General features: G+C 37.9%; 15 protein-coding genes. 6 read left to right on the top strand and 9 right to left on the bottom strand.

Features of this window, described 5'->3' with window-relative positions; genetic code table 11:
- Nucleotides 1–48 precede the first annotated feature (48 nt).
- Nucleotides 49–393, bottom strand: a complete 345-nt coding sequence (gene grxD / locus IMO47_RS09240) for a Grx4 family monothiol glutaredoxin (protein ID WP_004831217.1) — start codon at nt 391–393, stop codon at nt 49–51.
- A 162-nt stretch (nt 394–555) separates the two neighbouring features.
- Here grxD and IMO47_RS09235 point away from each other — a divergent pair, with 162 nt between their 5' ends.
- The gene (locus IMO47_RS09235; RefSeq protein WP_196077321.1) at nt 556–1,767 is read left to right on the top strand and encodes an aspartate aminotransferase family protein; all 1,212 of its coding nucleotides are present in this window, start codon (nt 556–558) and stop codon (nt 1,765–1,767) included.
- 119 nt (nt 1,768–1,886) lie between these two features.
- On the opposite strand, the gene IMO47_RS09230 is transcribed toward IMO47_RS09235, so the two are convergent.
- The 3 genes from IMO47_RS09230 to surE all read right to left on the bottom strand — a co-directional run bounded on the left by IMO47_RS09230 (nt 1,887) and on the right by surE (nt 4,644).
- Nucleotides 1,887–2,819: a LysR family transcriptional regulator gene (locus IMO47_RS09230; RefSeq protein ID WP_196077322.1), complete on the bottom strand. Its 933-nt coding sequence runs from the start codon at nt 2,817–2,819 to the stop codon at nt 1,887–1,889.
- Between the two features lie 94 nt (nt 2,820–2,913).
- Complete coding sequence (locus IMO47_RS09225) at nt 2,914–3,753, bottom strand: peptidoglycan DD-metalloendopeptidase family protein (protein WP_196077323.1); 840 nt, start codon at nt 3,751–3,753, stop codon at nt 2,914–2,916.
- 105 nt (nt 3,754–3,858) lie between these two features.
- Nucleotides 3,859–4,644, bottom strand: a complete 786-nt coding sequence (surE, locus tag IMO47_RS09220) for a 5'/3'-nucleotidase SurE (RefSeq protein WP_196077324.1) — start codon at nt 4,642–4,644, stop codon at nt 3,859–3,861.
- A gap of 409 nt (nt 4,645–5,053) precedes the next feature.
- Here surE and IMO47_RS09215 point away from each other — a divergent pair, with 409 nt between their 5' ends.
- From IMO47_RS09215 to IMO47_RS09200, 4 genes are all read left to right on the top strand, one after another.
- On the top strand, nt 5,054–5,419 hold the full coding sequence (locus tag IMO47_RS09215) for a hypothetical protein (protein WP_196077325.1): 366 nt from the start codon (nt 5,054–5,056) through the stop codon (nt 5,417–5,419).
- A 176-nt stretch (nt 5,420–5,595) separates the two neighbouring features.
- Nucleotides 5,596–5,997, top strand: a complete 402-nt coding sequence (locus IMO47_RS09210) for a hypothetical protein (protein ID WP_196077326.1) — start codon at nt 5,596–5,598, stop codon at nt 5,995–5,997.
- 134 nt (nt 5,998–6,131) lie between these two features.
- Entirely contained in the window at nt 6,132–7,280 is a 1,149-nt protein-coding gene (gene dacC / locus IMO47_RS09205) for a D-alanyl-D-alanine carboxypeptidase PBP5/6 (protein ID WP_196077327.1), read from the top strand.
- A gap of 135 nt (nt 7,281–7,415) precedes the next feature.
- Nucleotides 7,416–7,958 carry a gamma carbonic anhydrase family protein gene (locus IMO47_RS09200; protein WP_196077328.1) on the top strand — a complete coding sequence of 181 codons (543 nt, stop codon included), beginning with the start codon at nt 7,416–7,418 and terminating at the stop codon, nt 7,956–7,958.
- Between the two features lie 279 nt (nt 7,959–8,237).
- Here IMO47_RS09200 and IMO47_RS09195 read toward each other — a convergent pair whose 3' ends face one another.
- The 5 genes from IMO47_RS09195 to IMO47_RS09175 all read right to left on the bottom strand — a co-directional run bounded on the left by IMO47_RS09195 (nt 8,238) and on the right by IMO47_RS09175 (nt 11,482).
- Nucleotides 8,238–8,432, bottom strand: coding sequence for a hypothetical protein (locus tag IMO47_RS09195; RefSeq protein ID WP_196077329.1), 195 nt, complete (start codon nt 8,430–8,432; stop codon nt 8,238–8,240).
- A gap of 301 nt (nt 8,433–8,733) precedes the next feature.
- On the bottom strand, nt 8,734–9,216 hold the full coding sequence (locus tag IMO47_RS09190) for a hypothetical protein (protein ID WP_196077330.1): 483 nt from the start codon (nt 9,214–9,216) through the stop codon (nt 8,734–8,736).
- Nucleotides 9,217–9,227: 11 nt separating this feature from the next.
- Nucleotides 9,228–10,274, bottom strand: a complete 1,047-nt coding sequence (locus IMO47_RS09185; RefSeq protein ID WP_196077331.1) for a linear amide C-N hydrolase — start codon at nt 10,272–10,274, stop codon at nt 9,228–9,230.
- A 12-nt stretch (nt 10,275–10,286) separates the two neighbouring features.
- Complete coding sequence (locus IMO47_RS09180; RefSeq protein WP_196077332.1) at nt 10,287–11,042, bottom strand: hypothetical protein; 756 nt, start codon at nt 11,040–11,042, stop codon at nt 10,287–10,289.
- Nucleotides 11,043–11,197: 155 nt separating this feature from the next.
- The gene (locus IMO47_RS09175; protein ID WP_196077918.1) at nt 11,198–11,482 is read right to left on the bottom strand and encodes a hypothetical protein; all 285 of its coding nucleotides are present in this window, start codon (nt 11,480–11,482) and stop codon (nt 11,198–11,200) included.
- A gap of 10 nt (nt 11,483–11,492) precedes the next feature.
- On the opposite strand from IMO47_RS09175, the gene IMO47_RS09170 reads away from it, so the two are divergent.
- Nucleotides 11,493–11,978: an NUDIX hydrolase gene (locus IMO47_RS09170; RefSeq protein ID WP_196075819.1), complete on the top strand. Its 486-nt coding sequence runs from the start codon at nt 11,493–11,495 to the stop codon at nt 11,976–11,978.
- The last annotated feature ends 1 nt before the right edge of the window (nt 11,979 follow it).

The raw sequence follows: 11,979 nt of genomic DNA, 5'->3' as shown, positions 1-11,979 counted from the left end.
ATTAGGCAGTAAAAAAGCACCTTACGGTGCTTTCTGTGCATCAGTGGCTTATTTTGCTTCTGGTGCTGGGCTATATTGTTCAATCAATGGTTTTAATTCACCATTTTGGAACATTTCTAGCATGATATCGCTACCGCCAATCAACTCGCCATTGATCCACAATTGTGGGAATGTAGGCCAATTTGCAATTTGTGGCAAAGTTGCACGAATATCTGGATTTTCCAAGATATTAACATAAGCAAATGGACGACCAATTTGGCTAAGCGCTTCAACTGCACGAGCAGAAAAACCACATTGTGGGAATTGTGGTGTACCTTTCATATAAAGAAGTACAGCATGTTTAGCAATTTGGTCGCGAATTAACGCTTCTGTATCACGCGCTTGTTCAGTCATTGATTAAATCCTCAACTCATCTGCCTGCATTATACCTAAATCCACAATAAAGAGTATGTCTAGACGATTATTTCCAATTTTATTTACATTTAGGCTTTAAATCTTCCGCATATTTTGGTTAGATAATCCTTTCTTTTCCCTCCTAACAGATAAGAGTTAGTCATGAACAACATTACCCTTGCTCCGGTACAAACTGATCAACCTTCACATTTGATGCCTGTATTCAGCCGTCAACCGATCAGCTTTGTTCGAGGACGAGGTTCTTATCTTTACACAGAAGATGGTACTGAATATCTTGATGCATTAACCGGTATCGCTGTCTGTGGTCTAGGTCACGCACATCCTGTATTGGCTGAGGCAATTGCCGAACAGGCTGCAACACTCATTCATACCAGTAATATTTATGAAGTGCCTTGGCAAACGGCAGCAGCACAAAAGCTGGCTGAAGTTTCAGGTATGGAAGAAATCTTTTTCTCAAACAGTGGTGCTGAATCCAATGAAGGTGCAATTAAAATCGCACGCAAATTTGGTAATTTGCAAGGAATTGCCAATCCTAAAATTATCGTAGCAGATCATTCATTCCATGGTCGTACTCTTGCCACACTTTCTGCAACAGGCAATAAAAAAGTACAAGAAGGTTTTGCGCCATTAGTTGATGGTTTCATTCGCGTACCTTTTGGTGATGTAGAAGCGATTGAAGAAGCAGCAATTAATCATCCGGATATTGTGGCAATTTTGGTTGAGCCGATTCAAGGTGAAGGCGGTGTAAATACTGCTCCTCAAGGCTTTAGCTATCTTGAGGATATTCGCCGTATGTGCAACCAGCACAATTGGTTGATGATGTTAGATGAAGTTCAAACCGGTAACGGTCGTACAGGCAAATATTTTGCTTATCAACACACCAATATTATTCCTGATGTTTTAACTACCGCAAAAGGTTTAGGCAATGGTTTTCCGATTGGTGCTGTCATGACTCAAGGTCGTGGTGTAGGTGTTTTGACTGCTGGAAATCATGGTTCAACTTATAGCGGTACGCATTTGGGTTCACGTATCGTATATACCGTGATTGATTTAATTCAAAAAGAAAACATCATGTCCAATGTGACTGAGATTGGTACTTATTTGGTGGATCAGTTCCGCAGCCAACTTGCAGCACAAAATGTGATTGTCCGCGGTTTTGGCATGATGATCGGGATTGAACTGCCAAAAGACTGCGGTGAACTGGTTAACATTGCTCGTGATGAGCATCATTTAATTATTAATGTAACTTCTGGAAATGTCGTGCGTCTATTACCTGCATTGAATATGAATCGTCAACAAGCAGATGACCTGCTTCAACGCCTAGTTCCTGCCATTCAAAAATTCCTTGGATAATACCATTGTAAAATATCATTCAGGGAGACTAAATTTATAATCTCCCTGAGTCTAAATTTCAAATATAGAAAAGCCGCTTTAAAGCGGCTTTTTTATTCAAACTTATTAGAACTTGGGCTTTAAGAAGCTTCTTGGAAAATTCTGCCACCAGGTAACTGGCTAAAATATTGTTTTAAAGCATCCAAACAGCGATGAATTTTCATCGGTTGCTGTTCACGTTTCAAGGTAACCGCACTTAGCGTGAAAGTTGGTAGTTTCCATTCAGGAAGCACTTCAACCAAAGTACCGTTCATCAATTCTTTTTGTACATCTAAATAAAGAATACGTGCAATCCCATGTCCATGTTGGCACAGTGATTTTGCAACAAATACGTTATTTGTTTGAAGACGATGCTTCATTTCTAAATTTACAACTTCACCTGTTGCACTATGCTGAAATGAAAAATGCTGATAATTTTTCATAATATTTACAGGAATCAAATCATGATTCTGTAAATCTTCAGGTCGTGAAATGGGTACAGTCTGATTTAAGTAGCTTGGCGATGCGACTAAGATTTGATCTACTCTCGCAAGTGGCATACAACTTAAATTATTCGCATCTTCCATTTTAGAAGACATACGAATGGCAATGTCTATGCGTTCCTCGATTAAATCGATATATTGGTTATCCGCTTCAAAATGAACCATCAAACCACGATGCGCAGACATCCAATGTGATAATGCAGGCACAACATGTGTAGCACCTATTTCTGGGGTGGTCGCTATGCGCAAATCACCGACTAAATCGTCTCGCAACTCATTAATACGGATTTTTCCACGCTCAGCCGCAGCGAGCATTTCTTGACAGCTGTGGAAAAAAGCTTGACCAGCTTCAGTTAGACTCAGCTTTCGTGTAGAACGATGTAGAAGTGTAACTTCCATCTCTTGTTCTAAAGATCTAATTTGCTGACTAACCGCACTAGTTGTAATGCCAAGATCACGCGCGGCACCACTAAAAGAGCTTTTTTCAACAACACAAGCAAAGACACCCATTGCTCGAAGTTGATCTAACATAAATTTCCCTCTGAAATTATGAGCTGCTTCACATTTTTTATTTAAAGCAACTCATTGTATTATACGAAGAAAATTACATTTTGCATTAAAATATTTAATTTATTGGTAAAATATTTGCAGGATTGATAGGTTTTCCGTCCAAACGTACTTGGAATTCCAACATAGTGCTCGTCGCACCTGAAGATCCCATCTCAGCAATCTTCTGTCCTGCAGTCACTGTTTGACCACTTTTCACCAACATTTTACTATTATGTGCATATGCAGTAATGTAACCATCAATATGTTTCACCAAGACAAGGTTACCATATTCTTTCAATCCATCTGCAGCATAAACCACTTGTCCATCTGCAGCAGCAAAGATTGGATCTCCCTGATTTCCACCAAAACGCAATCCTTTAATATTATTTGCAAGATTATAGCTTGCGATCACTGGTCCTGTAGACGGTTTAACCCATCTTAAACGCGTGGATTGTACAGTCGTTGTTGTTTGGGCCGGTACTGTTGTGACAGGAGGCACCCTTGTTGTTACAGACGGTGATGTAGTCGTTTGCTGCGTTGGCAACTTAATGGTTTGGCGCTGAATTTGTGGCTCATTGTTAGTCAAAGCCTTGGTTGTTGAACGGTTAACATTCGCCCCGCCTTTTTTCAGACGCAATGACTGTCCAACATAAATCCGATATGGTGCAGCAATATCATTCATTTCAGCGACACTTAAATAACTCAAACCGTAACGCATAGCGATAGCGCTAAGCGTATCACCCGAACGTACAGTATAGTACTCAGGTGCAACTGCATAACGAGTTGGATTATTAATCTGTGGCTTCGATGCACAGCCAGTAACAAGTATTGTAGAAGTAATGACAACTGAGGATAAAATTATTTTTACCCATCGCTTAGGCATTTGAATATAAAGCTTTGATCGAGCCAAAAGCATTGATTTCCCTCTCTACAATCTTCAATTTAAAAATATTTGCTTAAGATTAGCAAAAAACACACTTATTTCACTGTTTCGCAGTGCTTTTTCACAAACTTATAACACTCATACATCAAAATGACTATGTGAGAGCTGCGATTGTAAAGTTTCTAAGATCCCATAGTTGGTAGCATCCATTTGGATCGGTGTAATACTGACAAACCCATTGGCGATTGCAAAAAAATCCGACTGAATATGCTGTAAGTTTTTTTTAGGGTCTGTAACAGCCTCGCCTGCCAACCCAATCCAATACACTTGACGACCACGCGGATCAACCTGACTGGTGATTGGTTTTGATTGTATGCGTCGCCCTTGATAGGTAATCTGAGCGCCCTGAATTTCAGCGACATCCGGAATATTAATATTTAAAATGTGTCGGGGCGGAAGTTGTGGCAGTCCTTGCGAAATAAATGTATAGACCCATTGAGCAGCCTGTGCATAATCATCTGGACTTTCATAAGCTCGAACATTGCTCCCGGCCAATGAAACTGCGATTGCAGGCAAGGTCATCAAACGTCCTTCAAATGCAGCACCTACAGTTCCAGAATAAAGTACATCATCTCCTAGATTCGCTCCGCTGTTGATACCGCTGACCACCAGATCAAATTCAAAATCAAATAAACCATTCATTGATAAATAAACACAATCAGCAGGAGTGCCATTGACTGCCCACATATCTGGAGCAACTTGAATCGGACGTAATGGTCGATCTAAAGTTAAGGCGCTAGAAAAACCGCTACGTTCACTTTCAGGTGCAACAATTACAACACGTCCTAACGGTCTCAATGCTTTTGCTAAAGCTTGGATACCCGGTGCAAATACACCATCGTCATTGGCAATTAAAATATTCACTCAAAAACTTCTCTTAATAACAGTATCGATTCATGATCTATTTATATAGCAGTGTTTCAATACATTTTAAACCATGCACAGAATTGTATAACATTCTATGTTTATCACTTAAAGTCTGGGTTCCAGCGAATCTGTTGTTAAAAAGAAACTTATTGATCAAGTCATTTGAACTCTCACCTAGCTAAATTAATTGCTCGATCAACTCTATATGGCAATATTAAGTCTCAGCACGTTCATGTCATCCACTTATCCAACCAAATCTTCTCAAGGTTATCTTAATATCACTGAACGAATTACCACCCAATTTCACATAAATTATGTCATGACTGTTGAGTAATTTAATACAAATTTATTCAATAATTATATATAGTTACTTACTCAACTTTAAATTAAATTTGTGACTAAAAAGATGATTACACGTTCTCTTACCCGTACAATTTCTATTGCATTCATCACACTTTGTACACATACTGCATTTGCAGAAGGCATAACCACTCAAGAAGCGGATCTCTTGGCTAAAGAAGATATTGCTGCGACACAGGTACTTGCTGAAGTCTGTCCTTCACTTATTGGCAATAATCCAGCATTTCAAAACAAGATCAATGCTTTGACCCAGACATTATTAAAAGATTTATCCAAAACAACGACTTTAGACCAACTTAAACAAGATGCTGAATATCAATCCGTTTTTAAAGAAGCACAAGCAAATGCCAAAGAAGTTGATCAAGTAGAACACCAAGCCGTCTGTAATGATGTACTTGAACTTAAACACTAAAAATAAATATAAGCACAAGAAGAGATGTCAAAAGACTTTTTGACATCTCCGTAAAAATATTATTGAGCTAAAAGTTCAAATAAATCTACAACATCAATACATTTTATCTATATTTTTGACTATTTTTACGTTTACTCTATGCCTCTTGTTAAGAGAAATAATTGATTAGGTCCATCATGCGTATGACTTTAAAAATGCTTACATTAAGCCTTGTTTCAGCCAGTGGTTTATTCATGACCCATGCTTTTGCGGCAACTAAAGACGCAGCTTCGCATGAACAGAATATTGAAGTCACACAACAACAGGTCTCCAAAGAAGAACTTGCTGCGATCTATGTACTGTCTGATATCTGTCCGAATTTGATTAAAACAGATGCTACATTTGATAAAGGTTTCAATCATTTATTGAAAGACTACATGCCAAATGAAAAAAACCCGAAAGATGCCTTAAAAACATTAGCCAAACAAAAGGATTTTCAACGTGCTTTAAAAGAAGCCAAAGCTGATGCCAAGAAAGCCGGAGACGCCGAAAATACAGCAATTTGTAATGATATTAGTCACTACCGTTCACAAACGTAATGCAATTTATTAAACAAATAATGAAATAGTTACAATAAGTAAGAAATAAGCCGACTTTCTGTATAGAAGTCGGCTTTGCTTTGTCCTAAAATGCTAGCCTGTTTGTGCTCTTATAACGATTGGAACGACCTAGAATGACCCCAAAAAGCGCCATTGCTGCATTATTACTTTTACCTTCATTTTCTTATGCAGCAACCGTCTTAACTACTCCGCCAGAATTAAATAATAAATCTTACGTCTTAATGGACTACGAGACAGGTCAAATTCTTGCTTCGAAGAATGAAAATGAAAAACTAGCACCTGCTTCAATGACCAAAATGATGACCAGTTACATCATTGAGCAAAAACTTCTCAAAGGCGAACTGACTGAAAATGAAAAGGTTCGCATGAATGAGTCAGCGTGGTGTCGAGGTAGTAGCACTGAATCTTGTATGTATGTCCCGCTCAATGGTACGGCAACAGTTTTAGAAATGTTGCGTGGCATTATTATCCAATCGGGTAACGATGCTTCTAAAGCGATGGCTGAACACATTTCTGGCAACGAAGGTTCATTTGCTTATGTCATGAATCAAGAAGCTAAACGTGTTGGAATGACCAATACGCACTTCATCAATGCGACAGGCATGCCTGCGGATGGTCATTACTCTACTGCAAAAGATATGGCTGTTTTAGCAAAACATATCATTCACGACAGCTCAAAATACTACCCAATTTATTCTGAAAAAGAATTTACCTTTAATGGAATCAAACAAGGTAACCGTAATGCATTACTTTATACCGATCCAAGTGTTGATGGTTTAAAAACCGGTCATACCAATGAAGCAGGTTTCTGTTTAACGACCTCTTCTAAGCGTGGTCCAATGCGTTTGATTTCTGTGATTTTTGGTGCTCCATCTATGAATGAGCGTGCCAATCAGACACGTTCACTCCTTTCTTGGGGTTATTCAAACTTTGAAACTGTAAGTGTTCACCCTGCAAACCAAGTTCTTGCCAAAGCTAAAGTTTATTTTGGTAAAGAAAATGATGTTCAAATCGGTTTAGCTGAAAACTTCAACGTGACCATGCCGAAGGGTCAGGCAAATGCCATCAAGACACAAGTCACCGTTCAGCCAAACTTGAATGCACCATTAAAACAAGGTCAGGTTGTTGGTAAACTTACAGCAACACTGGATGGTAAAGTCATTGCTGAAAAACCTTTGGTAGCATTAAAAGCAGTTGAAGAAGCAGGTTTCTTCTCTCGCATGATCGATCACATCAAAATGTTCTTTAGCAATTTATTTTGATTTATTGATGAAAGTCTAATTTGATTGCATTGGTTAGACTAAAGCACAGGCATCCTGATCAAAGATTGGGATGCCTTTTTATTTTATACTGTGACCACGATTTTTTGAATTTTGAGCTTTGATCAGGACGCCAACATGAAAAAGAATATTCGTACATATTTACAGCATCATCCTAAAATTGACTCAACGTGCTATATCGATGATTTATCTATTGTGATCGGTGAGGTTACTTTAGCGGAAAATGTTTCAGTATGGCCTTTTGCTGTGATTCGTGCTGATGTCAATAGCATTAAAATTGGTCGAAATTCCAATGTTCAAGATCACTGTATGCTTCATGTCAGCCACAAAAATGATGCAAAACCCAATGGTTCACCATTGATCATTGGTGAAGATGTAACCATTGGTCATCATGTTACCTTACATGGTTGCCAGATTGGCAACCGAGTGTTGATCGGTATTAATAGTATTGTGTTGGATGATGTAATCGTCGAAGATGATGTAATGATTGGTGCAGGCTCATTGGTTCCCCCCCGTAAGCGCTTGGAGAGCGGCTATTTATATGTGGGCAGTCCAGTGCAAAAAGTCCGCCCTTTAACCGACAAAGAAAAAGAATTTTTACCTTATTCTGCAAGACATTATGTGAAAGTGGCAAACAATTATATTGATGAATCTAATTAAAACTTGATCAAAACTTTTGCTTTATCAAAATAATGAGATTTTTGATAAAGCAAAACTCACGATGCAATTGAGTGTCTATGATTTCTCTGGATGTCTAATTTAGAGCATATCCATCAAAATAAAAAATATATTCTTAATTGATGAATGATCACAGTGATGCCAAGCTGAATATACATAATCTCGAGTTTCTGAACTGTTCTTTAAGTGTTTGAGAGCACTTGGCTAAAGCGCCCATCCAGAATCTCAATTGCCGGTCAAAAATCATTTAAAGACTGAGAATTAAAAAATCACTAAGATAGAAGTGTTTTTTGAAACAGAATCATATTGCTCAGCCGTGACTTCAATTTGTTCAAGAAAGAAATCATCCCATATCTGATTTTCAGATAAATGAATGCCTACATCTTTAAAAATTTCGTCCATATCCCTTAAAGCGCTTGGTTTTATAAAAAGTGGGTTCTTTAAAAAGCTGGTCATGGCTTGGGTTTGTACCTATAGAATACCTTCTTTTTTGCTCTAGCTATGACTTCCACTTGAGCTGAAAATACTTCAACCTCCAACTGAACAAGCCAATAGCTGAGATATTTCGTTTATTCGAAAACAGGAAATTATTGTATATGAGTATGATAAAAAAAATTACAACTCATTTATAACAATCTAATTTTCAATATTATTTTAGCTTAAAACAGCAAGAAAATTTATGAATACCATGATAAATAGGCTTTAATTTCACCATCAACAAGTGAAATTAAAGCCCCATTTAATCGATATAAAGTGCTTATTCATTCACTTTGTAGTATTTGCTTAACTCTTCAAACACAGGTGCTTTGACATTATCTTTAACGATATAACGTTTAATTACCCCCTGATCTGTATGAATTTCCATAAAGACATTTTCAGAGCCTCTAAAATCAACCATCATATTCACAGGAACTAAAACACTGTTCCTTGAACGATTTGCCTTAAATGCGAAATCTATCTCTGTTGGTCCAATGACATTAAATGAATGACTTTTCATCCCATCACTAAATACAACTTTTTCGATATTATATTTAGTATATGCACTGTTTAGACTCAGTTTGACTTTTAGAATGTCTTTATGTGCTTCGTTCCATGCCACTGTCACAATCGGGCAAATTTCACTTGGCTGGCAGATTAATAAGCCTTGAGTACCCACATTTGAATTCGCATTATTAGGATTTGAAGCACATCCTGCGATAAGCAATGCACTCAAAGGAATGTACCAAAGTTTCTTCATCATGTTTTTATATCCTATTGGATGCCCAGAAATTGGAATGGTTGAGCGACCTTAAAAGAAGAATTAGCCTTACCTGCATACACTTTCGCTTGGTCAGCACCCAAGTCAAGCTTTCTGGTTTGACCATCTTTAAAATCAATCTCCTTTAAGTCTACCCAAAAAACATTCGGTGATACAGCAGATTCAAAGAAATATAGTCCTCGTTTATGATCAAAAACGGTTCGCCATCGTGTCGATGAAATATTCGGTTCCTCCTCAGTATTGAGTCCGAAAGGTACTGATGTATTACGTATCACACTAAATACGCTGGCGAGTGAATGTTCAGGTGAGGCATTTTTAGGAATTGCATTGATATAAAACGATGCTCTCGCAAAACGATCTGCGGCACGATTTGTTCCGGGCAACATCGTAGTTCCACCAATCTGTTTCCAGTAAGTATTCAAAGCAAGCTGTTGATCAAAGGTTGGAGAGTTTGTCATCACTTGATATTTTTGACCATGATGAATGATTTGCTTACCGCCAATATACTCAATAATGGCACTGTCTCCTGTCGAATCAGAAATAGATAAATGCAGGGTTGCCAAACGTTTCTCTCCCGGCACTTGATCTGTGACAATCATGAATGGTTCTTTTTCCAAAGCTTGTATAGCTTCATTAACTGTTGCGTAGTTATCCAAGACATACTGCGCCCAAAGCGAAATACTGAGTGGTGGTTTTTTACTGTTTTTTACATCTGGATATTCAGACTCCACCAACCACAGTAAATTTGCCATCAAGCCTTTTTCATTGACTCCATCAGTCGTAGAAATATCATAGCCGGTCGCCACAACACTGCCATATTTCGATGTCCACTGAATAGACTTTGGTCCTGCCATGCCTGTACGTTTAACATTATTCGGTAAAATCCATAGATTGGTTCCAACGTCAGTTTTCCAATCCATCGAACGTGCTGTCATTACGTCATTATTACCAAGATATACAACACGCGTACAGGCAGTTGCTATCTCCGCAGCGACTAGAAGTCCTGCTGCAAACAATACTTTTTTCATTGCCTTATTCATGATTAAACCCTCTTAGAAAATTGGTAGATTGATCCCTATCACAGGACCTTGCTGACGAACATCCCAGTGAAAATTATTCGATTTATGATCTTGTTCGAAGTAACGATAGCCTACACGCAGATTGAGCTTTCGATGAAAGGCAGGAATTCGATAACCCAGATATGCATGTGCAACAGTGGTATTTTCAGTACCAAATGTAAATTCTGCTGCAAGATTCCAAGGTGAATCAAAATTATATTTAAAGCGTGATCCCCAAAAAAATTCAGTCCACTTTGCATCTGCTGCCAATGTCTGGTTAAACACCCCCAGAGTTGCTTTTGCTTGAGTTCGATGTAAGCCAACGGTAGGTTCCACAATAAACTTTGTTTGTTGCTGCAAGGTTATTTCTGGTGAAACATAAGCTTGGTAATAAACCCCATAACTGCTTTGATTGAGCTTGGTACTCAATGCGACAGGTATATTGATTGCAGTTTTTTCTTGAGATGTTTTGACATACTGGTGATCTGCATAAAGCCCCCATTTTCCTTTACTCAAATCCACATGACCCATAAAGGATTGATCAAGCGCCTTGACAGTTTCTTTAAATGGCTGATCGATATCGTATTTCACCTTGCCCTTTTGAATACCCCCATCTACATCCGCAGCAAATACATAGAGATTAAGATTAAGTTTTGCAGGTCCTTGAAAGGTATCTGAGAAAGCCTCTGCGAATGTTGCTTGATTTAAAAGCAAACTGATGAGAAAAAATAAAGATTTGTTTGTTTTCATCAAGACCCTCTTTATCGCTATTTTTTATCATGTGTTTTAATAAGGATTGCGCTTAAATATGGACCTTAATCACATAAAAAATCAAGGGGATTAAGCATTAAAAAGTAAATAACCAAACAAAATGAATTGACTTCTGATGCCAAAAAAAATTAAATCTATTTATAAATCAATTCATTACTTTGAGTAAATATTATAAAAAATATTTTTATTGCTGAAATTTTAAAAAATAAAATAACTTTTTTATTAATTTTTAAAGTGAATTTTAAAGCAAACAGCGCTTTTGACGATATGCGATCTACAGTGATCTCACGGCTTATATTGAAATTAGCCATACATTGTAAATCAGCTTGAATGATGCATTTTATATCCTTGTTTAAAGAAAAAGCCTTGAACATAGCCACCAAGCTCAAAATTTTGTAGAATAATGCTTTATCTCCCATGGTGCTGATTATGAGCTCTTGGTCTCCACATGTGACTGTTGCAACTGTTGTTGAAAAAGATGGAAAATTTCTGTTTGTAGAAGAACAGACCGAAGGGGTCAGCCATACTGTTTTCAATCAGCCTGCTGGACATGTTGAGTGCAATGAAACCATTATTCAAGCTGCCATACGCGAAACAATGGAAGAAACAGGATATGCGATTGAAGTTGATTACCTACTTGGAATCTATACCTATACTCCGCCCATGTTTCCAGATCGTACTTATTTTAGATTTTGCTTCTTAGCCCATGTCACCGAATACTTTCCTGATGCTGAACTCGATACAGGAATTATTGGTCCACAATGGATGACCCTTGAAGAATTACTTGATTCTGCACGTGCAAGAAGCCCGCTTGTGATTAAAGCTGTACAAGACGCGCTATCTGGGCAAAAATATCCGCTTTCGCTCATCTATGAGCACCAAAACTCTCCTTTAATTTCAAATTTGGATGCCTAAT

This window comes from Acinetobacter sp. Res13-Abat-PEC15-P4-01, assembly GCF_015676285.1.
Classification (GTDB): Bacteria; Pseudomonadota; Gammaproteobacteria; order Pseudomonadales; family Moraxellaceae; genus Acinetobacter; species Acinetobacter nematophilus.
This window is presented reverse-complemented; position numbering and strand designations above follow the sequence as displayed.